This is a genomic window from Capnocytophaga sp. H2931, from assembly GCF_002302535.1.
Classification (GTDB): domain Bacteria; phylum Bacteroidota; class Bacteroidia; order Flavobacteriales; family Flavobacteriaceae; genus Capnocytophaga; species Capnocytophaga canis.
The window spans coordinates 2,358,265-2,383,587 of the sequence record NZ_CP022381.1 but is presented as its reverse complement, the minus strand read 5'-3'; the positions used below and the strand labels follow the sequence as shown (position 1 = coordinate 2,383,587).

Genomic DNA, 25,323 nt, shown 5'->3' with positions numbered 1-25,323 from the left:
TGAACGATTTGAGTTAAATCATTCTTCATTGAAAATTGTTAATCAATAAAAAGAAATTTTAATTAAATAATAGAAAATATGAGTATTATTGTAGGCGTACACGCACGACAAATTTTGGATTCAAGAGGAAATCCAACAGTAGAAGTTGATGTTATAACAGAAAACGGACATCTTGGAAGAGCAGCTGTTCCTTCAGGAGCTTCAACTGGTGAATATGAGGCAGTTGAACTTCGTGATGGAGGGAAAGATTATATGGGTAAAGGTGTATTGAAAGCCGTTGCTAACGTTAACGAAATCATTGCTGAGGAAATTATTGGAATGAGTGTTTTCGAGCAAAATCTTATCGACAGAACAATGATTGAGCTTGATGGAACACCAAACAAATCAAAATTAGGAGCTAATGCAATCTTAGGGGTTTCTTTGGCTGTTGCAAAAGCTGCTGCTGCTGAATTGGATTTGCCTTTGTATCGTTATGTAGGTGGAGTTAGTGCACACACATTGCCTGTTCCTATGATGAACATCATCAATGGAGGTTCTCACTCTGATGCTCCGATTGCTTTCCAAGAGTTTATGATTATGCCTGTAAAAGCAAAAAACTTCTCTCAAGCTATCCAAATGGGAGCAGAAGTTTTCCATAACTTGAAAAAAGTATTGCACGACAGAGGATTAAGCACTGCTGTGGGTGACGAAGGAGGTTTTGCTCCAACTTTCGAAGGAACAGAAGACGCGTTAGATTCTATCAAAAAAGCAGTAGAAAATGCAGGTTACAAATGGGGCGAAGAAATTAAAATCGCTTTGGATTGTGCTTCATCAGAGTTCTACGCTGACGGAAAATACGATTATTCTAAATTTGAAGGAGCTTCAGGAAAAGTTCGTACAAGACAAGAACAAGTTGATTACTTAGCTGAATTGGTTGAAAAATATCCAATTATTTCAATCGAAGATGGTATGGACCAAAACGACTGGGAAGGTTGGAAAATGCTTACCGAAAAAATCGGACACAAAGTACAATTAGTTGGAGATGATTTGTTTGTAACAAACGTTTCTATCCTTGAGAGAGGTATTGAAAAAGGTGTTGCTAACTCTATCCTTATCAAAGTAAACCAAATCGGTACACTTTCTGAAACGATTGCAGCTGTGGAAATGGCTCACAGAGCAGGTTACACTTCGGTAATGTCACATCGTTCAGGAGAAACTGAGGATAACACTATCGCTGACTTGGCTGTTGCATTGAATACAGGACAAATCAAAACAGGTTCAGCTTCACGTTCTGACCGTATGGCAAAATACAACCAATTGATTCGCATTGAAGAAGAATTAGGATTGGTAGCGTATTTCCCACAAGAGAAAGCATTTAATGTGAAGTAATTCTTTATTTTAGCTTTATTGAACTATCCAAAAATGTTTTACGAATTGATTTTGAGTGTTTTATAAATATTCTTATCAAAAGTAAAAAACATTTTGGATAGTTTTTTATTGGATAAAATTTAGATGATACATAAAACTGAAATACCCAAATTACTACTGAAAATCAAATAAATACTTCTCTACTTTAACTACTCAATCAATCTCTCCAAAACAAAAAAGTCTGCCAATTATGACAGACTTTCCGCTTAAAACTAACTATTCACTTATGAAAGAAATAATTTGCAAACTTCTTTACATAATTTGAACTGCAAATGAAATATAAAAAACACTACTAAATTAATTCCCTTTGCAAATAACAACTACTAACAACGAGGCAAATATAATAGGTTTTTTTGAAATTACAAAATTTATTTAGATTTATTTTAAATTATTAGAGTGTATTTTTATACTTGACAAATAGATGAAGTTTATCGGAATATAAACCTTGAACTGCAAAAGGTTACTGATACACTTTTCTTATTAAACTTTTATGAACAACAAATCCAAGCTACACTCTTCACAGTAGGAAAAAATGAAACTTGGATGTATGATCTATACCGATTTTTTTAGACTCAAACAAACTATAAATCTCCAATATTAAGATAAGGTTTAACCTCCTCTATCGGTATTTTGACCTGAAATGCTCCATTAACGTACGAAGCTATTTCATAGGGATTATAAAGCAAAATTAAATATTCTTTCGTAAAGCCAATATTCTCGGGAAAAGTAAATTTATTATCATCAAACCAAAAATCATTTTCAGTTGGATTGGTGGCAGAAACGATTTTTCGCTGTTCATTGAAGTGTATTTCAGCAATTTCAGATACTTTTTCAATATCTGAAAATAAATTTTCATTGGCAATAAGTGTTTTCGTTTCGATATCAAAATTCAAAAAAATAGTTGTCAAAAGCTCATGAGCTCCTCCAGTATAGGCATATCTATCCGAAACCAAAGAAATGATTTTTTTATTCTGAAAGGAAATACTATCGTTCAAGTTCAATTCAAAAGCAGGAATATCAGGAAAATGTTCATGTAATTTATTATAATCATCGACAAAAAGCTTTACAGCTTCAGAAACTGACGAAACGTTAGTCGCCAAAGAATCTATCTGATTGCTCAATAGAAAGTTAATTACCTGTTCCTCAATTTCACGGTTGAAAAAGTCAGCAAAGGCTGTTGGTTTCTTACAAACTAAATAATTTATAGTAACAGAAAGGCAATTATCCATACAATTTTCATTAGTATGCTCAATTACTTTCTCTGTAAATTTAGGTTCAGATGAACAAGCCGTCAAAAGAATTCCTAAAATGATAGCAATATATTTTTTCATACCCGTGTAATATTGAATTTATTTTTCTTTCTGCACATACAAGTTCCTACAAACCATAGCAGAAAGGTTGATCTCTTTATTATGAATTGAAACAATCATAGAATTATCAAACTTTTCTTTACTTTTCACAATAATTTCATCGCCTAAAGTAATCGAAACTTTACTCAAATAGCGAAGAAAATCTTTAGAAGTATTTTTCACTGCTATACAGATTCCTTTTTCATTTTTATCAAGTTCACTAAGCAGTGTTTTTGTTGTTTTTTCATAGAAACCGTGTTTGTTAGGAATTGGGTCACCATGTGGATCTTTTTCTGGAAATCCTAAAAAAGCATCCAACCGTTCTATAAGTTTTTCAGATTCAATATGCTCTAATTCTTCGGCAATTTCATGAACTTCATCCCAAGAAAAATCTAATTTTTCGACCAAAAAGACTTCCCACAAACGATGTTTCCTCACTATGTAGATGGCTTTATTTCTCCCCTCTGTAGTCAAAGTAACTCCTTGGTATTTTTTATAGTTAATCAGCTTTTTATCAGCCAATTTTTTCAACATATCAGTCACAGAAGAAGCCTTTGTATTCATTACCTCGGCTATGGCATTGGTGCTCACTTCTTCTTCCTCTTCATTAAAAAGGTGGAAAATTGTTTTTAAGTAATTTTCTTCGGATAGGGTCATTGATTTTGATTTTTTATAAAAAATCCGTCCATAGCGGTTTTTAAAATATAAAAAAACCAACATGGACGGTTTAATTCTTTAAATCGATTTATTCGTTTTCTAATTCCATAAACAAGGCTTTCAGTTCAGTGGCGTCATGAGGCTTGATTTTTCCTGCAAGCACCAAACTGAGCTGTCTTCGACGTAAAGCTCCTTCATAACGAACCTGCTCAAGTTCTGTCTCTGGCTGAATTTCAGGAACCTTGGTAGGTCTTCCTTCATCGTCAATAGCTACAAATGTGTAAATAGCTTCATTGGCTTTGAGACGTGTTCCATTGTCAAAATCCTCAACCCAAACATCAATATAAACCTCCATAGAGGTGGAAAAAGCTCTTGAAATAGACGCTTCAACCGTAACAACACTACCTAATTGAATGCTGTGATTAAAAGCCACGTGGTTCACCGAAGCTGTCACCGTCGGACGAAGTGAATGCCGTTGAGCTGCAATACTCGCTGCCCTGTCCATTCGTGCTAAAAGCTCTCCTCCAAACATATGATTCAAGTGGTTAGTTTCCCCTGTGAGAACTAAATCCGTTAATATTGTACGCGATTGAGAAGGTGTTTTTTTCTGCATGTAGTTATTATGTGATGTGAAAATTATTCGTTTGTTAAAATCCAGCCTCCTTCCAATTTCTTAGTGTCTTTTTCTGCTTTGATTTGTTGTTTCAAAGCCTCTGCCTCTGCCATGCTGTCAAATCCAGCATAACTCACTTGATATAATCCTTTAGCATTGATTCCAATAACAGCAGCATTTTTAAAACCTAATTTTTTTAATTGAGCAACTTTGGTATTTGCGTTTTTCTCTTCTTTAAAAGCACCAGCTATCACTTGATATTTTTTTACTTTGGCTGATGAGTTAGCATTCGTTTTTTTAGTCGTCTCCTTAGGTGTAGTTGTTGCCACAGGAGTAGTCTCTTTCTTATTCGTTTTTACTTCTGTCTTATTCTGGTTTGTCGGCTTTGAAGTTGCAACATTTTGAGAAGCAGAAGACTGAGAAACATCATTATCTTTTGGTTTTAAAGCATCTACTTTTGTTACTTCCACAGGAATAGCTGAAAAACTCATCGGAATATTTAAAGTAGCTTCACTCAATTTTTGTTGTACTTTTTCTTCAATCTGATTTTCAGCAAGCATCATCTCTTCATTGTTTTCCAAAGGCTCTCCAAAGAAAGTGATTACACCAACAGTCAACAAAATAAGACCAACAACTGCAACTGCGGTATATTTAACGAACGAACGTTTTTTCCCTTTTTTAACAGGTTGCTGCCCTGAATCTTCAGCTTCATCTCTGTTCTCTGGCACTGTAGGTTCAATACTCGGTTTGGGCACCACAGGGTCTATCGTAGGAGATACCTGATTTTCAGCGATTTTTTTATTGGACATTTCATTAATTTCGTGCGGAACAAAAGGCGACATACCAAATGAATCCGTGAGATAATTTACATCTTCAAATGCCTCAAAGGAAACTTTTCCCTCCGGGGTTTGCCTAAAAAGACCTATATTTTTCAACGAAAGATTCTCACCACGGGTCAAAGCCTTTTTCCAAGACTCCACTGTGGAATTTACATATTCTTCAACCAATTTATAATCAACTCCTGATGTTTCTGAAATATGTTTAAGCAATAACCCATCGTTAGAGTTCAAACTTGCATTAAAAGTGAGCTCTCTTTTTGGGGGTGAAAATGTTTTATCTTCAAACAACTTTGCGGACTTTCTGTTAGAAATAAAAGCCCCAAATTTAGGAATTATAACACAAGGATGCTTGTAAAGCAATTCCTCCACGTAAATGTTAAGATCTTTCATACAAATAATATTTTAAGTGTTGAAAATAAACTAATTAGCCATATTAGAGTCCCAAAGATAAGCAAAAAAAATATTATATACAAATATAATTTTCTTTGAAAAGATTAACGTGTTTATTTTCAAATATTTAAGCGTTTTATTTTAAGTGAAAATTATGTGATTTTTATCCAAATTCAAATTGAGAAAGACGTCTCCAAACACCTAACCTCATCCTATTCAATCCCATGAAAAAGGGAACAAAGTTGCAAAAATACGAATTATTTTGGCATATACAACACCTATACCTAGGTAAAAAACAATACAAAAATGATTATGATACCGATTATATTTTTTACTTTTGCATTCATATACGTTTTTATTATGATAGTTGATTGTATCCCATTTGACCAAATCCGTTTTTTTTCTTCATTCATAAGTGACTACGTAAGTGAAAAAGAAACCTTACGTACATTGTACCACCGTTTTCCATCAGTGGAAAACTTCGAAAAACAGATTCTTGAGAAACAGCAACAATTTTCAGATGAAGCTCGAGTGCTATTGGTAAACTCCTTAAGGGAACAGTATGCTTCTCTCAAAACATCGGATAAAGTACAAAAAAACATCGCTAAATTAGGGGATAGAAACACGTTCACTATCACAACTGGACATCAATTGAGTTTATTTACAGGTCCTTTGTATTTCATTTATAAAATCATTTCCGTCATCAACACATGTGAAATACTATCAAAAAAATACCCTGACTATCATTTTGTTCCCATCTATTGGATGGCTACCGAAGACCATGATTTTGAGGAAATTAATCACTTTCATTTTAAACAGCAAACCTTTCGTTGGAATAGTTCACAAACAGGGATGACAGGAAATTTTGATACAACAACATTAGACGCTGTATTTTCATCCTTTATTTCGAATCTGGGAGTGGGTAAAAACGCTGAGTTTCTAAAACAACTTTTTGAGAATAGTTACCTAAAAAACAAGGATTTAGCATCTGCTACTCGATCTTTAGTGAATACTCTTTTTGAAAACTACGGCTTGGTGATTATCGATGGAAATGATTCAAAGTTAAAGAAATCGTTCGCTTCTTTTATGCGAAATGACATACTAAAAAACACTGCATATCAAGAAGTTAAAAAAACAATAATACAAATTCAGGAATTAGATAAAATATATCCAACACAGGTAAATCCTCGTGAAATCAATTTATTTTACCTAACAGAAAAAGGCCGTAATAGAATTGTAATAACCGAAAATGGTTATGGAGTCCACGAAACAGAAATGTACTTCACTGAAAAAGAATTACTTAATGAACTCGAAAATCATCCTGAGCGTTTTTCTCCTAATGTGATCATGCGTCCTCTGTACCAAGAGGTTATATTGCCAAATTTGGCTTATATTGGAGGAGGTGGCGAAATTGCTTACTGGTTGGAATTAAAAAGCTTTTTTGATAGTGAAAAAATTGTTTTTCCTATACTGATGTTACGAAATTCAGCTGTTTTTATAACTGATAAACAACACAATAGAATAAAAAAAGCAGAAATGAAAATTGCTGATTTATTCCTTAAATCAGAGAATCTTAAGAACATATATGTTCAAAAATTAAGCGAATTTCCAATTGATTTCTCAGAACAAAGAAAAGCACTACAAAACCAATTTGCAAATTTGTATGTACTGGCAGAAAAAACAGATAAAACTTTTTTAAACGCTGTCAAATCACAAGAAATTAAGCAATTGAAAGGATTAAATAATCTGGAAAAACGCTTGTTAAAAGCTCAAAAAAGACAACTTTCCGAAAAATTAGAGCGTTTGACAACGTTGCAAAGTGAATTGTTTCCAAATGGGTCGTTACAGGAACGTTTTACTAACTTTTCGGAACTATACTTAGAATATGGCGAATCATTTTTTGAAGTTTTAAAAAATGATTTTAATCCTTTTCATTTCGAATTTTTAGCTGTGAAATAATGTCTTCCTCTTGACTTAAACTATTCAAGAAAACTAACTTTCTTTGCGAGGTCTGCTTTTTTGTAGATTTTATTTTCTTTTCAAATGAGCTACGACCAGTTCCAATTCTTCGTACCATGCTTCTCCGAATTTACGGATGAGTGCATTTTTAACAAACTTATATACAGGAACTTGTAACTCCTTTCCTAAACTACAAGCGTCACTACAGATATGCCAACGATTGTAGTTTACCGCCGTAAACGAAGTGTATTTTTGTAATCGAATTGGATACAAATGACACGAAATTGGTTTTTTCCAGTCAATTTTACCATCGTTGTATGCCTGTTCAATGGCACATAATGCCCAGCCTTTTTCATTGCGAACCACATAAGCACAATCGGCATTGTCAATAAGAGGAGTTTCCCATTCTCCATCTTCACCTTTGATGTATACACCTTGATTCTCAATAGATTCTCGTCCCTTTTCCGTTAGATAAGGAGCTACTTCTGGGTAGATACGCTCTAAAATTTTCAATTCTTCATCCTCTATTGGAGCTCCTGCATCCCCCTCAATACAACAAGCCCCTTTACAAGTGTTCAAGTTGCAAACAAACTCATTTTCAATTATATCCTCTGATATAATGGTCTCCCCTATTTGTATCATACGTCCGAATTTTATAAAGATACTGCTTCTCAGTCGGCAAAAATAGAGAAAAGTTTTTAACTCTCGCTCTTTTAAAGTTAGTTTAGAACGTTCCCAAATTTGTCATTTATGAATTAATAATATATCTTTGTAGCTATCTAAAAAACATTCTGTATGAACAACAAACATAAAATACTGTTAGTAAGTATATTAGGAAGTATTTTTTCTTGTAATAATACTATGAAGCAAGAATCCGATTCGTTTACACTAAACGGAAAGTTACCTACAAACGTAAATGAAAAAGTATATTTATTGGAGTATAAAAACCGTGAATATACCGTTGTAGACTCGGTAGAAGCGAAAAATCAAACCTTTACGTTTAAAGGAAAGTTACAAGAACCTTTAGTACACGCTATTCGATTAGGAAATTCAGGAAAAAGGGCTAATTTTTTCTTAGAAAACGCTGACATCTCCATAACTCTCAACGATAATTGGCAAATTTCAGAAGCCTTTGGCAGTGAAAATACTGAATTATTCAAGAAGTATGATGATTTGAATGCGACAAAACGTATAAATTTGGACAGTTTACTCCAAAAAGACAACAGTTCGCCTGTTATAGCCTATTTTTTAGCAAGAAATGCCTATTTATATGACTACGAATCTTTAATTTTACTTCGAAAAAGGATAAATCAAAATTTATCAAGAAACACTTATATTGAAGAACTTGATGGAGCTATCACTCAACTGGAAAAAATACAACCTGGACAAGTTGCTCCTGAGATTGTGATGGAAGACTTAGAAGGAAACACCATTTGCTTGAGTGATTTGAGAGGGAAAGTGATACTTATCGATTTCTGGGCTTCGTGGTGTCCCGACTGTCGTAAGGAAAACCCTGAACTGGTGAAACTCTACAATCAATATAAGGACAAAAATTTTACCATATTAGGCGTGTCGTTTGACCGAAAAAAAGACCATTGGAAAACCGCGATTGCGACCGACGGACTAACGTGGACACACGGATTCGTTGAAGGTGCGTGGAAAGCAGAACCGATAAAGACATACGCTATCCGTTGGTTGCCGACAGCTATGTTAATTGACGAAAACGGAATTATCGTAGCTCGAAATATTGACCACAAAAAACTTATTCCAAATCTCGAAAATCTACTAAAATAAGCATAATGAAGGACTTATTTGGACAAGCATTATTAGACTATCAACAAGGAAATTATACGGAAGACATCAAAACGGAAACTTCTATTTCAGAGGAAGATGTATTGCCTTTGCCCTATCTATTTCGTTCTTTTTCAGAGATGCCTCCGTTAGAGAAGAAAGCTCTACAATTAGCGAAAGGAAAAGTGCTGGATATAGGATGTGGCGCAGGAACTCATGGACTCTATCTGCAAAATGAACGAGGATTGGAAGTTCATTCGGTTGATATATCACCCAAAGCCATTGAAGTCTGTAAATTACGAGGTCTACAAAATGCTTATGTTGGAGATATAATGACCTTTGAAGGGCAATTTGATACCATCTTACTACTGATGAATGGAGCAGGGATGTGTGGACGACTTCGCAAAATGGGAACTTTTTTTGCTAAAATCAAAAGCCTTTTAGCTCCAAAAGGACAAATATTGACTGATTCTTCTGACATCATATATATGTTCGACCAAAATGCGGATGGCTCCTACGACGTACCTTTAGAGTTTGATTACTACGGGGAACTAATGTATTTAGTAAAATATAAAGGCGAGAAAGAACCTCCTTTTCCGTGGTTATATGTGGATTACAACACCCTACAAAACGTTGCTCATTCTGTTGGATTGAATTGCGAACTCATTGCAAAAGGAGAAAATTTTGATTATTTAGCTCGTTTGGAGCATCATTAATCTCAAAATGTCTGTATTTATGTCATTTGTTTAATTGCATCTGATACTACACTGAAATTCTTCAAACAAAATTTGAAAGACAACTTAAACTCATAAAACACTAAAAAAATACTGAAAATAGCCGATATATATGATTATTACAGAAAATATTTGTAAAACCTACGGTTCACACATAGCATTAAATGATGTTTCACTACATGTTCCAAAAGGGAGCATTTTTGGGTTATTAGGCCCAAATGGGGCAGGTAAAACATCCTTGATTCGAATCCTTAATCAAATTACATTCCCGGATTCGGGAAAAGTTTTTTTCGATGGTGAACCGCTACAAAATAAACACATATACCAAATTGGATATTTACCCGAAGAACGAGGGCTTTACAAAACAATGAAAGTAGGCGAACAAGTGATGTATTTAGCTCAACTTAAAGGTTTATCAAAAATAGAAGCTAAGCAGAGACTTAAATTTTGGTTTGATCGGCTAAATATCGGTGATTGGTGGAATAAAAAAGTACAAGAACTCTCTAAAGGAATGGCTCAGAAAATACAATTTATGGTTACCGTACTTCACGAGCCAAAATTACTGATTTTTGACGAGCCTTTCAGTGGATTCGACCCTATCAATGCAAATATTATCAAAGACGAAATCCTATATCTACGTGAAAAAGGAGCAACTATCATTTTTTCCACTCATCGTATGGAGTCTGTAGAAGAAATATGTGATCACATCGCATTGATTAATAAATCAGAGAAGATTTTGGAAGGAAAATTAATTGATGTAAAACGAAAATTCAAAAATAACACATATGAAGTTGGTTTAAAAATCGATGAAAATCGAAAAAAAGCCGTTTTAGAAGACTTAAAACAACATTTTTCCGTTTCAGAAGCTAATTTTAAGAGCTTATACGACGACTTGAAAATCAATATACACAAGAAGGACGAACAATCCACAGGAGAGTTACTACATTTCTTACAAACAAAAGCTGAAGTAACTCATTTTGTTGAATCTATACCCTCTATGGATGAGATTTTCATTAAATCCATCAAAGAAAGAGAAGCGAGAATATCAACACCAAACTCTGATTAGTACAAATGTATCACCGCACACAAAAAATTAAACGTAGAAATATCTAATGAAACACATAGGAATTATTACCAAACGAGAATATCTCAATAAAATACGCAATAAATCATTCATCATAATGACATTTGTAAGTCCATTAATAGTGGTGGTTTTTGGAACTTTGATAGGATATCTAACAACAATCAATAGCACAAGTAACGTAAAAAAAATCACTATTTTAGATGAAAGTGGTTTTTTTATGGACAGTTTCAAAGATTCTGAAACAATAAAGTATACTTTTCTTGAAAACATAACTCTTTCGGAAGCAAAATTGAATGTTTTAACTGAAAATTCATACGGATTACTACATATCCCCTCAAAAACAACACCTAAATGGAAAGAAAACATCGAATTTTTCAGTGAAGAAACTCCAAATATTACCCTCCTTAATCAATTATCAAACACATTAGAGGATGCTCTTTTTGAATTAAATCTAACTGACAAAGGAATGAACAAAAATGAAATCGACAATGCTCGTGAAAGCATACACATTTCTTTATCAAATTTCAGTGGAGAAAAAAGTTCTGAACTGAGTAGTATCATCAAAATCGCTATCGGAGGCATCGCAGGATATTTGATTTTTATGTTTATTATCATCTATGGAAATATGATTATGCGAAGCGTCATCGAAGAGAAAAGCAATCGGATTGTGGAAATTATCATCTCTTCTGTAAAACCCTTTGAATTGATGTTAGGGAAAATTTTTGGCACTTCATTAGCGGGACTTACACAGTTTTTAATCTGGATGATTTTCGGTGGGCTTTTGATGACTATTACAACAAATTTTTTAGGTATCAGTCCATCATCAACCAACGAAATTGTGATGACGAAATCGGGAATGGACAGAATTACTTCCGAAATTCTGGTTGCATTTTTCCAATTTCCGTTTATGGAAATGTTTGGAGCTTTCCTATTATATTTCATCGGAGGATATCTTCTGTACAGTTCTATTTATGCTACCATAGGAGCTATGGTGGATAACGAAACGGACACGCAACAGTTCCTGATGCCTGTCCTTATCCCCTTGATTTTAGCAGTTTACATCGGATTTTTCAGTGTTATCGAAGAACCTCATGGCACTGTTTCAGTTGTGTTTTCGTATATTCCCTTGACCTCGCCTGTAGTCATGCTGATGCGAGTTCCCTTTGGAGTCTCGTGGTGGGAGTTACTAATTTCAGTTGTAATTCTGTATGCTACTTTCTTCCTTTTTATCGGAATTGCTGCCAAAATTTACCGTATTGGTATACTAATGTACGGCAAGAAACCTACGTACAAAGAAATTTTAAAGTGGTTAAAATATTAAATGCGATTGTACTAAAAGTCATTAACATCTGACTTTTTGGCTTAATAGACATTTTTTTATTGAAAAGTACAAAGAAATAAAAATCAAACATATTTCAATCCATTAGCAACATAAAAAAAGTAAAGACGCCCCAACGGACGTCCTTACCGATAATTTTTCAATTTCTTATGCTTTTTTGGTCACAATACCCAAAGCCTCAAGCTCCTGACTATGAGCAAATACAACTTTGGCGTAAGCTACAAACTCGCTGTACTGCGGATAAAGCTCATCGAAGAATTTGTCGCGAACTTCGGTAGCTTTTTGAGCCTCGGCGGTTTCCTTTTTCTGACTTTCTTTCAGGGCGATGACCTCTGTGAGTTTATTTTGTACGGCTTTTAAATCTTCTTCTTTGATGTTGATAGACTGCAACTTAGTTAGAAACGATGGGTTTTTAAGCAATTGCGAATAGAAGTTCCCTACTTGCACTAACCAATCGCTATATGCCGTTTTGCGTTTCCCTGCAAAGTCGAGCGAAGCACCTGCTAACGTATCGCCTTTAAAAAGGATTTTACAGAAAGCCAAATGCTTGGTATACAAATCATTGATTTCGGAAAATTTTTGGTCGAACTTCTCTGTTTCGGCATATTGCTCGGCGTATTCCGTCTTTTGGATTTGGTGTAACTCTTCCAAACGCACTACTTTGGCTAAAAGGTCATCAAGTTTTTCGGTGGTATAGCCCAATAGCCCCATCTGCTCCTGAATGTTAGGCAATTTCCCGTTAGAAAATGCCAATCGCATTCGCTGAATCCATTCCTCCATTGAAATATGTACGTTTCGCTTCTTTGGAGTTGGTGTTTGCTCGTTTTGATTCAGATTTTGGTCATTCTGATTCAAGTTTTGTTCGTTCTGATGTAAATTCTCATTCATAATAATTGTGTTTTTGGTGTTAAACTTTTAATTTTCTATTGATTTTATAGATTTTTACTTGCAGGAAATGGATTTTTACCGGTCAGAATCCATTTATTGTCAGTCAAAATTCATTTCCTATCGGTCGGAATTGATTTCCTGTTGGTCAAGATTAATTTCTTATCGGTCAGAATTCATTTCTTGTCAGTCAGAATTCATTTCCTGTTGGTAAATACTGATTTCTTGTTGGTCAGAACTTATATAATGTAGGTCAAACCTCGCTTCTTTGCCGTTAGAATGCTTTTCTGTACGGGAATTATCAAAATCCTATGGGTAAACACTCATCACTTGTAGGGAATTCTTATGATATACGCAGCAATATCCGTGCCGTAAGTGGTAAAAATTCAGCAGATTAGTATTAAAATGCTGTTAAAAAGAAAAGACGCCGTGGGGGCGTCTGTGGAGGTGGAGTTGTATTGGATGTTTTTGGGGACTTAAGATTTATTATCAATTCATCTGTAATAGCTTAGAAACATCTTCGGCGTGGATACGGCAATAGTACATTACATAAGTAATGTAAGGAACAAAAAGCAAAATACTCCACAACAAACCTTTGGCAAAGGCTTGGTAATTTGCGTTTTTCACAAAAAGATAAATCACCCATAAGATATTCAAAGTCATCACGATATGCGACATTTGGGCAAAAATATTGGCTCCGCTCCAACCAAAAGTAAACATTCCCATCGTTCCGAAATAATACATCGGCAAGAGGGCAAGAGGCAACAAAACTGCTTTTTTCTTCCATATAAACAGCAGAAAACAAAGCAAATATACCAAACTTGAAGGCGAACAAGCATTCAGCATCGCCCATTGTAACAGGCTTACTTTCAGCTCTGCAAAGAAATACCACGAACCACTGAGTGTCAGCAATAACAGCAAAAAAGCCAACACGATTCCGATTGTTTTTTCTGTTTTTGTAAGTGTCATAGCTAATTATTTTATGGGTAAATAGATTTCGGTTTTAAGTTTTTCAGGCGGTGTTTTTCGGGCATCGTTCAAATATTTTTCAAACGGAACAATACTGCGAAGCTCGTAACCGCTTTCGGGCAACCATTTTCCAAAAATGGTATCGTACACTTTCCCCAAATTGTCATACGCCCCTTGATAGTGAAAAACGGCGTATTTTCCTCCCTCAATTTCTTTCACCCCAACCTCGCCCTGAGGCTTGGCAAGTTTGTGAATCGCCAAACAGATGTCCGTCCGCTGTTTGTCGCCCTCGGTGATTTTGGGGTCATCGTGCGAGATGCAAATATGCTCAATCCCAGCCGTAAAGAGCTTGTTTTTCTTAACGAAAGCCCAAAGTTTGGCGTAAGTCTCGCCGTAATTGAGCGTTCCGTAAGTTCCCGTAAGAGCAATATAAATAACTTTTTTCGGCTCTAAATCAATGATTTTTGGAGCTTTCAGTTTGATTTCGGTGAGGAATTCTTCTTTTCTCATAATATATAATGTTTTATTATTTCTGTATTCGGTAGGACTTACACTATAAAATTTTTTAAAGGATTTGGATAAAGACGAAACCATCTCATAACCAACCTTTTCGGAAATCTGCTCAACCGATAGATTGGAATATCGGAGCAAAATCGCCGAAGCCTCTACCCGCAGACGTGTAATGTGAGCTCCAACAGATTCATTTACAAAGGCTTTGAAAATACGATGGAAATGAAACTCCGAAAAATTGGCAATTTCGGCAAGGGTTTTCAGTTCTATTTTTTCATCTAAATGATTGCCGATGTATTCGAGAACTCGGTTGATACGCTCGTGATAGTCCGCTTGTGTAGATTTTGTATTCATCAGTATTGTGTCTTTTAAATTTCTGAAACAAAGGTAATAAGGTTTAAAAGAATTTTGTTTTTCCTATCTTGCGAAATTGTTTTTTGAAAAGATTTTTTTTATCTCTGTTGCAAAAGAAATTTTGTAAAGTTTATAAACGTGTCGGAAAATTATAAAAAATAAGGGCGAAAAAATTTTCGCCCCTACTATTGCCTAATCCCTATTTTCTATTCCCTACTTACTCAAATACATTTTCCTTCTTGCATAGAGTTCATAGAATTGGTCGTCTTTGAGGTCGTCTGTGAAAATAGGTCTATGTGTGGTAAAAGTTTCACCCTTCAAAAATAATCATCCAAGAGATACCGAACTTATCTTTAAAATCTCCGAAATAACCAAAAAACTGCTCTTCCATAGGCATTTCTATTTCGCCCCCTTGGGAAAGTACGTGGAAAAGGCGGTCGGCTTCGGCTTTGCTATCTACGGAAATACTCACATAGTTGTGATTGCCCGTAACAAGTTTTTGCCCAAGCGATTCGAAAATGTCCGACCCCATCAGTTTATCGTTTTCGCCTATGGGAAGCTCAATGTACATCACGCGGTTTTTCTCATTTTCAGCCACTTCCATTGGAGTTTCATCAGAACGAACCACCATTGTAAAATCGCCCCCGAAAGCCTTTTTGTAAAAATTAAACGCTTCTTCGCAATTCCCATTAAAATTCAAATACGGATTGATTTTTGTTGCCATTTTTTTATCGTTTTTAATTATTAAAGGCAAAAATAAGCAGTTGGAACGAAAAAAATCTTGTCATAAGGCAAGATTTTAAGTTAGAAATTAACTATTTTATCATACCTTCTTTTCCTAACAATCGGCGAGCATACCCGATTTGTCCACAATGATAAATCTCGTGCAGTGACAAAAATGAAAGTTCTACGATATTGCTTTTAGGTTGATTTTCAAACTGTTCCAAACCGTCCATTAAAGGTTTATATGTTTGCTGAAAATATGATTTAAGAAGTTCAAAATCAATGAGTTTTTCTGTTACATCCTTAGCGTTGATATATCTTCCGTAGAAAGCAAAATGTTCATCGTTCCAAACGGAATTTTTACCCAAAATTTTTAAAACCAAATTGCGAGAATAAATCAAATGCCCTAAAAGCCAATTCACACAATTAGCCTCATTCTGTGGAAAAATCAACGATTCTTCGGCTGAAATTCCTTCTAAATTCTTCAAAATCAAACCAAAATTGGCTTCAAATTGCGTTTTTAATATGAGAGTGTCCATTGTTATGTTTTTATTTGGGCAAAAATAAGCAGTTGGAACGAAAAAAATCTTGCCTTATGGCAAGATTTTGAGTTATTATACTACATAGTCTTCACAATATTCAGGTGGGTAAACTATCTTGAAATTCTTTCTATTTGAAGCGTTTTTTTTAACAAAACAAATTTGAACCGCTGGATCAAGATCAAGATATTGTGGCTTATTCCGGTTAAATGAGATTATATTAGAGAATTCGGATTCTCTCTTTTTAGAGAGTTTTCCCTCAGCCCTAACCGCTTCATAGGGAAAGAGTTTATTATTTTTCAGGAATTCAATTATTCTTCTAACTGTGTTATTATTTTCATTATATAATCCCTGTTTTTTTAACTCCTCTTTAACGCCTTTAAAAAGACTGCGATGTTCTGGGTTATCATACAAATCAAGGCATTTTTCATTCAAATAAAAAGAAGACTCACAAATAAGATAGCTTTTGTAACAAGCCCCTTCTTTTCCCCACCAATGTGCATTATCGATAGAAGAATCCCAAAAATAGTACCCATTGCCAAGCCACGCATCTTTACGATTGCAAAAAAAAGGACCCAGACTTTCTACCTCATCAGGATTGTTTCTGTCCTCAAGGGTTTGATAGATTTTTCTAATCATTTTTGAGTTGTATGTTCTCTTAGTTGATTTTCCAATCCCGACAAGTTATAGGTAGGCAGAATTATCCCTGGAACATTAGCTTGTGTGGTTACTAAACTAATGTAAGCCCTTATATAAGGAAAAAGTATGGCAATGCTATTTCTGTAAAAAAAATCTGGAATTTCTTCAAAGGAACTAGCATTTTCAAAGGCAAAAAATCCTTTGCATCTTATTTTAATAAAAGGACTTTCTTTCAACGAATTACTAACGGTTACGGTTACTACAAAAGTAAGCTCAAATATTTGTTTTTGATTATCGTATATCCCTTCAGGGGTAAAATCAATTTTTAAATCTCCCTCTTGAAAAGATTCAAGATTTATTTCTACTTGATCAAATAAATAATCTTTGATTGAAAAAGAAGCTTTTTGCATAATTGTATAGATTTAATAAAAAACCCGAAGAAAACTTCGGGCTATATGAATTTGTTATATTTTCACTCGTTTTTATAACAACCGACGATGGTTGATATTTCTGGATAGAATCTAAAAAATCCTCCATGAGAACCCCTCCTTGGTCAAATTCTTCAGTTTTTGCCCAATCTTCCAAAACCTTTTCACGAGAATTATTCTCAAAATAATGCCTCAAATTTTCTAAAAAATTGTTCATAACTGTAACTTTAATAAATTCATCTTCGGTGCAAAATTACATTTTATTTTTTATCTACGAAATTTTTTTCTATTTTTTTACCAAACCTCCTTCCGAATTCTACTCAGCGAAGTATCGGTAATTCCCAAATAGGTGGCGATGTATTTTAAAGGTACGCTTTGAATCACTTGTGGCTTGTCTTTGAGGAATTGTAAATAGCGGTCTTTGGCGGGAAACGTAATCATCTCGAGGGAGCGTTGTTGGGTTTGGAAGAGTTTTTCGGTCATAAAAAGTCGCCCCCATTCAGAAACTCCCGCAATGGAATGGTACAACAGCTGAAAATCCTCGAAAGAAATTTCCCACGCTATGCAATCGGTTAATGCAACGATGTTTTCCAAACTTGGCTCTTGTTTAAAAAGCGATAATTCATTGATAACGAACTCCTGCTCACAGAAAAATCCCGTAGTAATGTCGTTTCCTTCGTAATCGTGGACAAAACTCCGAGCAATACCACTTTGCAAAGCGAAATAACTTTTGGAAACTTCGCCTTTTTGTAAAATAAAATCTCCTTTCTTGAAACTCACCTTCCGATGTGCCGCCTTAATTTGTTCAAGTTGTTCACTCGAAATCAGCGGATGGGCGTAAAGTGTGGAAAAATTGAGTGTGGTGGGATATAGTTCTTTCATTTGGACACCTTTAAAAACAACTTAATTTATTATTATTTGCGATGACAATAACCTTCCGCTTCTATATAATTCTCTATTGAAATAATAAATTTTTCTAAATGCTCTATAGTATAATCCTTGAAATGAACCAATCCAAATGATGATATTACAGTTTCATTATTCTCATTAATTGAAACTATTCCATTGTATGTAATATCTCGAGCTATATCTGAAAATGATTTTTTGCCATGCGCTAAATCATTTCTATTATTTTTTATATCAACTAATACTTTTCCGTGTAAATTTTCTCTATAATGTTCAAAAGATAAAGTAACTCCTAATTCATCTGCTACTTTTTTAATTACCTTAGCATCAATACTTCCACCATATTCTAATCTGTCTGTTATTTCTAATATTACATTCGTAACAATTTTTTCAACAATATTGTAAAACTTATCTCTTAATAATTTTTCCTCAGATATTTTTTCATCAAACTTATATATGTGTTTAGACCAATATCTTCTAATTTCATCACTCACGCTAATGTATGATAACTTTTTAATCTTAATTTCATCAAAAATAGCAATTACACAATTCAAGATAGTTGATTCAATTAGATTATAAAGGATTAGAAATCCGTTTGCTTTTAGAACTTTCAGCAACTCATCATCAATATTAAAACTTCTGTCTTTTTCATAATTGGACACTATACGATAGTCCCCATCTATTTTTGAAAGAAAATTAAAATATTTTTCAACTTCTTGTTTTCTTGAATCAAACTCTTGCTTAAAAATCATTTTTATTCATTATTATATGTCAAATCTTCTTTCTTGATTTTATTAAGTAAACAATCTCTAACAAATTCTATTCTTCCAACTAATTTATTTTTATTATTAGCTGCATCAGATGTAGTATGCTTCTTAAATTCTTCTGAGTCAATCCAATCCATGTAGATAGGTACTAAATTAGGATTTTCTTTAAGAGCTAAATTACAGCCAACCGAAATAGCTTCAAATCTTACTCTTGGGATTGCTTTAAAAGATTGGTTTTTCCTAAATCCATTAGGAAAATAAGTACCTACAAACTCTAATACAGTATCTAACTCTCTCTTTTTTTGTTCTTTTTCTTGTTCATCAAAAGATTCTTTCTTTTCATTTATGTAATTATTGATAAAATGTTTTACTGAATGAATAAAACTTTGATAATTATCAGAATACGCAAAAAACCTAGAAATTAATTCTTCTTTCTCACCTCTTAATTTTTCGTTTGGTTTTGCTGATGAAAATAATCTATTAAACGCTTCGCTTTCTGAACATTCTAATACAAAAGAGTAAAAAGAATTATTCATAAATGCTCCTTTTCTTATTTCAGATTCAGTTAATTTTTTCCCAGTTGAATTTATTCTATTATATATATCAGCTCTAACTCCAGCATTTGCTTTTTCTGAAAAAACAAATATTCTCAATCCCAAATCATTAAACTTTCTTTGTCTTGATGGATGTAAATCTTTAAATTTATATCCATTTAGAGCATCAAGAAGTTCAAGATTGGTTATTTTAAATTTGTTATTAACAAACTCTTTAATTGTTGTCAAACGCTGAACCCCATCAATCAATTCCATATTACCTGTATCATCTAAAGTAAAAGCAAATAGAGGAGGCATTGGAATACCTAACATTAAAGATTCTATAAATTTACATTTTAACTCGTGTGTCCAAACATAATCCCTCTGATATGGTGGAATAAATATAACCGAAGATGCTTCCGAATTAGAATAATCATAGTCCTTGCCTTGGAATTTTTCTAACGCAATTTCAACAGTATACTCTCTTAAGTTATAGTTGTAATCTCGTTGTAAGTCCTTTATTTGTGTTTCTAATTTTTCTAAAGATTTTTGTGTACTCATTCTCTATAATCCTTTTAAATGTTCCTTTATACTTTGAGCAATTACTTCTCCGAGCCTTACAGGAACTGCGTTACCTATTTGTCTTGCAATATTTACAACGGGTAATTTTTCTTTGGTCTCGTCGTAAAAAACATAATTTATTGGAAAAGTTTGTAATAACGACGCCTCCCTGAGTGAAATAGCTCTATCTTGCTCTGGATGCCCAAATCGTCCATTTCCATATCCCACACAATGAGTTGTCATTGTAGGGGAAGGCTCGTCCCACTTCATTCTACCATAAACACTTGGATAAGATTTTCCTGATTCTTTTTTATGGCATTCTAATTTTAAATCATCCGACCAATCTTTCCAACTTCCTCCATAAGGCGTATTTTGAATTCTTTTTTTGTTAAGCGGACTTAACTTTCTTGCATAATGCAAAGTGTCATTTTCATAAAATTCACCATCATTAATTCTAGGAAGTTTACCAATAGTGTCTTTTACAGTAACATAATTCTCTTTACTATGAGTTTTAGGAATTAGTTTAATTTCTCCCAATTTTGATGCTAACAGGACCAAGCGTTTTCTATTTTGAGGAATACCATAGTCAGGACAATTTACAATTTCATAATGAACAAAGTACCCTAATTTCTTTAAAGAATTTATAAAATCTTCAAATACAGGAGCTTTTTTAAAGTTGATTAATTGAGAAACATTTTCCATTGAAACAATATCTGGTTGTGTTTCTTCTACTAATCTTGCAAATTCGTAAAGCAACTTCCATTTTGAATTGTCTTTTTTTTCATCTTTAAATGTATAGGAAGAAAAAGGCTGACAAGGAGCACAACCAACTAATATTTTATATTTAGGATTTCCAAACAATGTATTAATCTCTGTTTTGGAAATATCAGACACACTTTTAGAAATAAAAACAGCATCGTTATTAGTTTCAAAAGAGTATTTACAAGTTTCATCAATATCTATACCTGCGACAACATTAAAGCCTTCCCTCACAAATCCGTGAGATAAACCTCCTATGCCACAGAACAAATCTATAACTGTAATATTTCTATCTTTTTTGTTCATAAAATAACCCACGAGGCAAAGTTACGACTTTTTGATAAATGTAAAAGATTGCTTATCAAAAAAAAGGGCGAAAAAAATTCGCCCTTACTATTTTCTATTTGCTAATTCCTATTGCCTATTTGGACAGATACATTTTCCTTCTTGCATAGAGTTCATAGAATTGGTCGTCTTTGAGGTCGTCTATGAAAAGGATACTTTCGCCGGTGGATTTCATTTCGGGACCTAAACGCTTATCCACGTTCGGGAACTTGTTAAACGAAAACACAGGCTGTTTGATAGCAAATCCGTCCAATTTCGGTTGGAAATCGAAATCGGTTACTTTCTTCTCACCAAGCATCACTTTGGTAGCGTAGTTCACGTACGGCTCGCCGTAGGCTTTAGCGATAAACGGAACGGTACGCGACGCCCTCGGGTTGGCTTCGATGATGTACACCGTGTCGTCCTTAATGGCAAACTGAATGTTTATCAGTCCCACCGTGTTTAAGGCTTTGGCGATTTTGTGCGTATGGTCTTTGATTTGTTGCATCACAAACTCACCAATGTTAAACGGCGGCAGTGTGGCGTTACTATCCCCCGAATGCACCCCACACGGCTCAATATGTTCCATAATCCCGATAATGTACACGTTTTCACCATCGCAAATAGCATCGGCTTCGGCTTCGATAGCTCCATCTAAATAATGGTCGAGCAAAAGTTTGTTATTCGGAATTTTACGAAGCAAATCCACCACGTGTTCTTCCAATTCGTGCTTGTTGATAACGATTTTCATTCCTTGTCCACCCAACACGTACGACGGACGCACCAAAAGCGGGAAGTCCAACTCATCGGCTAACTTTAAGGCTTCGTCGGCAGTTTCGGCAACACCAAATTTCGGATACGGAATGCCCAATTCTTTCAACAAGGTAGAAAAACGCCCTCGGTCTTCTGCCAAATCCAACGCATCAAAACTCGTTCCGATGATTTTAATGCCATATTTATGAAGTTTTTCAGCCAATTTCAAAGCGGTTTGTCCGCCTAACTGAACGATAACACCTTCGGGTTTTTCGTGACGAATGATGTCGTAAATATGTTCCCAAAAAACAGGCTCGAAGTAGAGCTTATCTGCCGTATCAAAATCCGTAGAAACCGTTTCAGGGTTACAGTTAATCATAATGGTTTCGTAACCGCATTCGGCAGCTGAAAGCACTCCGTGAACGCAACAGTAATCGAACTCAATTCCCTGCCCGATACGGTTGGGTCCAGAGCCTAACACAACTACTTTTTTGCGGTCGGAAACGATACTATCGTTCGCTGTGAAAAGATTGCCGTTCGCATCACGAATTGGAGCTTCAAACGTAGAGTAATAATACGGCGTTTGTGCTTTAAACTCGGCAGCACACGTATCTACCAACTTATATACTCGGTTGATACCCAATTCTTCACGTTTTTTATAGACTTCACTTTCCCAACACCCCAACATATGGGCGATTTGGCGGTCAGCAAAGCCTTTTTGTTTGGCTTCCAATAGTAAATCTTTCGGAAGTGTTTCTATTTTATAGGTTGAAATTTCTTTCTCAATGCTGTATAGTTCTTCGTATTGCTTCAAGAACCACATATCTATCTTAGTGATTTCGTGAATTCTCGAAAGCGGAATGCCCATCGCGATGGCGTCGTAAATCACAAAGACTCTATCCCAACTTGGGTTGGTAAGTTTGTCGATGATTTGCTCATAATTTTTGTATCCTTTGCCATCTGCTCCCAATCCATTGCGTTTGATTTCAAGTGATTGTGTAGCTTTATGAAGCGCCTCTTGGAACGAGCGACCGATACCCATTACTTCTCCTACCGATTTCATTTGCAGACCGATAGTGCGGTCAGAACCTTCAAATTTATCAAAGTTCCAACGCGGAATTTTTACGATAACATAATCCAACGTAGGCTCGAAAAGTGCCGAAGTGGATTTGGTGATTTGGTTAGAAAGTTCGTCCAAGTTATAACCGATAGCTAATTTTGTTGCAATTTTGGCAATCGGATATCCTGTTGCTTTGGAAGCCAAAGCCGAAGAACGTGACACACGCGGATTGATTTCGATAGCGATAATATCTTCTTTTTCATCAGGCGAAACCGCAAATTGCACGTTGCAACCACCAGCAAAATCGCCAATGCTTCGCATCATTTTGATTGCCATATCCCGCATCCGTTGGAAGGTGCGGTCGGAAAGGGTCATCGCCGGAGCAACGGTAATGGAGTCGCCCGTGTGAATCCCCATTGGGTCCATATTTTCGATGGTACAGATAATTACCACGTTGTCATTTTTATCGCGAAGGAGTTCCAATTCGTATTCCTTCCAGCCCATTAACGCCTTGTCTATCAACACTTCGTGAATGGGAGAAGCCTCTAAACCGCGAGTGAGAAGCGTATCGAAATCCTCTTTTTTATACACCACAGAAGCCCCTGTTCCGCCCAAGGTAAAGGACGGACGAATTACCAGCGGAAAACCAAATTTCTGAGCAATTTCTTTGCCTCGAAGGAAGGAATTTGCCGTTTCGGAAGGAGCCATCGGAATACCGATTTGGTCTAAAAGCACACGGAATTTCTCGCGGTCCTCGGTAATTTGGATAGCGTCAATATCCACCCCGATGATTTCCACCCCGAAATCTTTCCAAATGCCTTTTTCGGCGGCTTCAATACACAGATTCAGTGCGGTTTGCCCTCCCATTGTGGGCAGAACAGCATCAATATTGGGGTGTTTTTTCAGAATTTCAACGATGGATTTGGTGTTCAACGGCTTTAAATAGACGTGGTCAGCCATTGAAGGGTCGGTCATAATGGTTGCAGGGTTGCTGTTGATAAGCACGGTTTCGATGCCGTCTTCACGAAGCGAACGCAACGACTGCGAACCTGAATAGTCAAACTCACAGGCTTGTCCGATAATGATTGGTCCTGAACCAATTAACAATACACAATTTAAATCTTTACGCTTTGGCATAATATTCAGATAAGTATTATTTTTTAAAATTTTAAAAAAAGGTGTTACCTAAAAAAGATAACACCTTCATATATTATAAAAATCAACCATCGACTTATTTTTTATGTCTTGGTTCTGAAGAAACTGTTAATTTTTTTCTTCCTTTAGCTCTTCTTCTTGCTAACACTTTTCTTCCGTTTGCAGTAGCCATACGCTCTCTGAAACCGTGTTTATTTCTTCTCTTTCTTTTTGATGGTTGAAATGTTCTTTTCATTGTCCTAAATCTTTAAAAATCTTATTTTAAATAAAAACTATTTTTCTCTACCTAATAAGTGGGGCAAAGGTAGTACTTTTTTTTGAATTGACAAATTTTATAAATTGAAAAACAAAAAAAAATAGAAAATACAGATATCTAACACCTGAACATTCATTTCCTAACCCTTAAAATTTAAAAAGAAAAAATAACTTTCCTTCTTTTATCTAACTCATTATCAGATTTCTAAAGTCATAACTATAGTTTAAATACAATTATCGATTATTTAAATACTTAAAAAATACACCCCCTATAAAGCAACAGATTAAGGAAAATTATATAGTCTTATACTTGACAACACATATATCCTATTCTCAACTATGAATAGCTAATCAGCACTGTTGACAGGATATTTATTAATAATTATATCAAAATATGTTGGGTCATACATCCCTACCATAGAATAAAATACACGTTTACGCTCTTCTGGATTTTTGGGTAATACGATTAGTTTTAGATCTACGTCCAAAATTTGCCAAATCATTTCGGTGCAATACATTTTTGAAGGTTCGTCGATCTCCCCTACCCTATCGAAAGGCACTCGTTTAGCTAAATAATATTTTGCCCGTTCCACTATTTTCTTGCCCTGTACTTCAGAAGTATTTTTCGTACGGACAATCATCATCTTTTCAGGCATGGAATAGGTCAAAAATTCGCGTAGTGGTTGCTCTTGCATTCCATCTGTATCACTGGCATCTGCCGAAAGAGAATGAATTACCCACCATTCATTGCTTTTTAGGTACAAAATTCCTGAATGAGTAACATCATAGACAGAATCATTCAAGCGCTCAGCAATCAAATCACTAAAAAAACCATAGCCTCTGCGGAGAATAATATCTCCTTCTTTGATCTTAGCTATGTCTTGGCGAGTTAGTCGTGCCACTTGTCTGTTTCGTTTCACAAGTTTGACTTCCTGTTTTCGATCCACCCAAAAAAACAGATGAAACCCTCCTAAAAGAAACAACAAAAAAATCCCAAAATAAATCACTATCTTAACGGATATGTTCTTCATCTTGGGATTT

General features: G+C 34.9%; 26 protein-coding genes. 6 read left to right on the top strand and 20 right to left on the bottom strand.

Annotation, left to right across the window (positions count from 1 at the left end; translation table 11 throughout):
* Positions 1–78 precede the first annotated feature (78 nt).
* Positions 79–1,368, top strand: coding sequence for a phosphopyruvate hydratase (gene eno / locus CGC52_RS10000; RefSeq protein WP_041994254.1), 1,290 nt, complete (start codon positions 79–81; stop codon positions 1,366–1,368).
* Between the two features lie 620 nt (positions 1,369–1,988).
* Here the strand turns inward: eno and CGC52_RS09995 are convergent.
* The 4 genes from CGC52_RS09995 to CGC52_RS09980 form a co-directional block, all read right to left on the bottom strand.
* Positions 1,989–2,738, bottom strand: a complete 750-nt coding sequence (locus CGC52_RS09995; RefSeq protein WP_095894284.1) for a DUF3298 and DUF4163 domain-containing protein — start codon at positions 2,736–2,738, stop codon at positions 1,989–1,991.
* An 18-nt stretch (positions 2,739–2,756) separates the two neighbouring features.
* Complete coding sequence (locus CGC52_RS09990) at positions 2,757–3,413, bottom strand: metal-dependent transcriptional regulator (RefSeq protein WP_042009534.1); 657 nt, start codon at positions 3,411–3,413, stop codon at positions 2,757–2,759.
* A gap of 88 nt (positions 3,414–3,501) precedes the next feature.
* The gene (locus CGC52_RS09985) at positions 3,502–4,026 is read right to left on the bottom strand and encodes an acyl-CoA thioesterase (protein WP_042009490.1); all 525 of its coding nucleotides are present in this window, start codon (positions 4,024–4,026) and stop codon (positions 3,502–3,504) included.
* Positions 4,027–4,049: 23 nt separating this feature from the next.
* Entirely contained in the window at positions 4,050–5,255 is a 1,206-nt protein-coding gene (locus tag CGC52_RS09980) for an SPOR domain-containing protein (protein ID WP_095894283.1), read from the bottom strand.
* A gap of 360 nt (positions 5,256–5,615) precedes the next feature.
* Between CGC52_RS09980 and bshC the strand changes: the two genes are divergently transcribed.
* Positions 5,616–7,214 (top strand): bacillithiol biosynthesis cysteine-adding enzyme BshC, encoded by a 1,599-nt coding sequence (gene bshC / locus CGC52_RS09975; protein WP_095894282.1) that lies wholly within the window; start codon positions 5,616–5,618, stop codon positions 7,212–7,214.
* Positions 7,215–7,283: 69 nt separating this feature from the next.
* On the opposite strand, the gene CGC52_RS09970 is transcribed toward bshC, so the two are convergent.
* On the bottom strand, positions 7,284–7,856 hold the full coding sequence (locus tag CGC52_RS09970) for a DUF3109 family protein (protein ID WP_095894281.1): 573 nt from the start codon (positions 7,854–7,856) through the stop codon (positions 7,284–7,286).
* A gap of 153 nt (positions 7,857–8,009) precedes the next feature.
* On the opposite strand from CGC52_RS09970, the gene CGC52_RS09965 reads away from it, so the two are divergent.
* The 4 genes from CGC52_RS09965 to CGC52_RS09950 all read left to right on the top strand — a co-directional run bounded on the left by CGC52_RS09965 (position 8,010) and on the right by CGC52_RS09950 (position 12,144).
* A complete protein-coding gene (locus CGC52_RS09965; RefSeq protein WP_095894280.1) occupies positions 8,010–9,008 on the top strand; it encodes a TlpA disulfide reductase family protein in 999 nt (332 codons plus the stop codon).
* 5 nt (positions 9,009–9,013) lie between these two features.
* Positions 9,014–9,721 carry a bifunctional 2-polyprenyl-6-hydroxyphenol methylase/3-demethylubiquinol 3-O-methyltransferase UbiG gene (locus tag CGC52_RS09960; protein ID WP_095894279.1) on the top strand — a complete coding sequence of 236 codons (708 nt, stop codon included), beginning with the start codon at positions 9,014–9,016 and terminating at the stop codon, positions 9,719–9,721.
* Positions 9,722–9,851: 130 nt separating this feature from the next.
* The gene (locus tag CGC52_RS09955) at positions 9,852–10,805 is read left to right on the top strand and encodes an ABC transporter ATP-binding protein (protein ID WP_095894278.1); all 954 of its coding nucleotides are present in this window, start codon (positions 9,852–9,854) and stop codon (positions 10,803–10,805) included.
* 46 nt (positions 10,806–10,851) lie between these two features.
* Positions 10,852–12,144, top strand: a complete 1,293-nt coding sequence (locus CGC52_RS09950) for an ABC transporter permease (protein WP_095894277.1) — start codon at positions 10,852–10,854, stop codon at positions 12,142–12,144.
* A 165-nt stretch (positions 12,145–12,309) separates the two neighbouring features.
* Here the strand turns inward: CGC52_RS09950 and CGC52_RS09945 are convergent, their stop codons facing one another.
* The 15 genes from CGC52_RS09945 to CGC52_RS09875 form a co-directional block, all read right to left on the bottom strand.
* On the bottom strand, positions 12,310–13,050 hold the full coding sequence (locus tag CGC52_RS09945) for a hypothetical protein (RefSeq protein ID WP_198540565.1): 741 nt from the start codon (positions 13,048–13,050) through the stop codon (positions 12,310–12,312).
* Between the two features lie 486 nt (positions 13,051–13,536).
* Entirely contained in the window at positions 13,537–14,016 is a 480-nt protein-coding gene (locus CGC52_RS09940) for a hypothetical protein (protein ID WP_095894276.1), read from the bottom strand.
* Positions 14,017–14,022: 6 nt separating this feature from the next.
* Positions 14,023–14,880, bottom strand: a complete 858-nt coding sequence (locus CGC52_RS09935; protein WP_095894275.1) for a GyrI-like domain-containing protein — start codon at positions 14,878–14,880, stop codon at positions 14,023–14,025.
* 310 nt (positions 14,881–15,190) lie between these two features.
* Positions 15,191–15,604 carry a VOC family protein gene (locus CGC52_RS09930; protein ID WP_095894274.1) on the bottom strand — a complete coding sequence of 138 codons (414 nt, stop codon included), beginning with the start codon at positions 15,602–15,604 and terminating at the stop codon, positions 15,191–15,193.
* Positions 15,605–15,695: 91 nt separating this feature from the next.
* Positions 15,696–16,142: a hypothetical protein gene (locus CGC52_RS09925; RefSeq protein WP_018278979.1), complete on the bottom strand. Its 447-nt coding sequence runs from the start codon at positions 16,140–16,142 to the stop codon at positions 15,696–15,698.
* Positions 16,143–16,217: 75 nt separating this feature from the next.
* On the bottom strand, positions 16,218–16,781 hold the full coding sequence (locus CGC52_RS09920) for a hypothetical protein (RefSeq protein WP_095894273.1): 564 nt from the start codon (positions 16,779–16,781) through the stop codon (positions 16,218–16,220).
* Positions 16,778–17,191, bottom strand: coding sequence for a protein-export chaperone SecB (locus CGC52_RS09915; RefSeq protein WP_095894272.1), 414 nt, complete (start codon positions 17,189–17,191; stop codon positions 16,778–16,780). Before CGC52_RS09915 ends, CGC52_RS09920 begins: the two co-directional genes overlap by 4 nt.
* Positions 17,151–17,426 (bottom strand): hypothetical protein, encoded by a 276-nt coding sequence (locus tag CGC52_RS09910; protein ID WP_095894271.1) that lies wholly within the window; start codon positions 17,424–17,426, stop codon positions 17,151–17,153. Before CGC52_RS09910 ends, CGC52_RS09915 begins: the two co-directional genes overlap by 41 nt.
* 77 nt (positions 17,427–17,503) lie before the next feature.
* A complete protein-coding gene (locus CGC52_RS09905; RefSeq protein WP_095894270.1) occupies positions 17,504–18,091 on the bottom strand; it encodes a Crp/Fnr family transcriptional regulator in 588 nt (195 codons plus the stop codon).
* 32 nt (positions 18,092–18,123) lie between these two features.
* Positions 18,124–18,867 carry an MAE_28990/MAE_18760 family HEPN-like nuclease gene (locus CGC52_RS09900; protein ID WP_095894269.1) on the bottom strand — a complete coding sequence of 248 codons (744 nt, stop codon included), beginning with the start codon at positions 18,865–18,867 and terminating at the stop codon, positions 18,124–18,126.
* A 2-nt stretch (positions 18,868–18,869) separates the two neighbouring features.
* The gene (locus tag CGC52_RS09895; RefSeq protein WP_095894268.1) at positions 18,870–19,976 is read right to left on the bottom strand and encodes a DUF262 domain-containing protein; all 1,107 of its coding nucleotides are present in this window, start codon (positions 19,974–19,976) and stop codon (positions 18,870–18,872) included.
* Between the two features lie 3 nt (positions 19,977–19,979).
* Positions 19,980–21,041, bottom strand: a complete 1,062-nt coding sequence (locus tag CGC52_RS09890; protein ID WP_095894267.1) for a DNA cytosine methyltransferase — start codon at positions 21,039–21,041, stop codon at positions 19,980–19,982.
* Positions 21,042–21,156: 115 nt separating this feature from the next.
* The gene (gene carB, locus CGC52_RS09885; protein ID WP_095894266.1) at positions 21,157–24,009 is read right to left on the bottom strand and encodes a carbamoyl-phosphate synthase large subunit; all 2,853 of its coding nucleotides are present in this window, start codon (positions 24,007–24,009) and stop codon (positions 21,157–21,159) included.
* A 94-nt stretch (positions 24,010–24,103) separates the two neighbouring features.
* Positions 24,104–24,262 (bottom strand): 50S ribosomal protein L34, encoded by a 159-nt coding sequence (gene rpmH, locus CGC52_RS09880; protein WP_002669412.1) that lies wholly within the window; start codon positions 24,260–24,262, stop codon positions 24,104–24,106.
* Between the two features lie 367 nt (positions 24,263–24,629).
* Positions 24,630–25,313, bottom strand: coding sequence for a YiiX/YebB-like N1pC/P60 family cysteine hydrolase (locus tag CGC52_RS09875; RefSeq protein WP_042009503.1), 684 nt, complete (start codon positions 25,311–25,313; stop codon positions 24,630–24,632).
* Positions 25,314–25,323 lie beyond the last annotated feature (10 nt).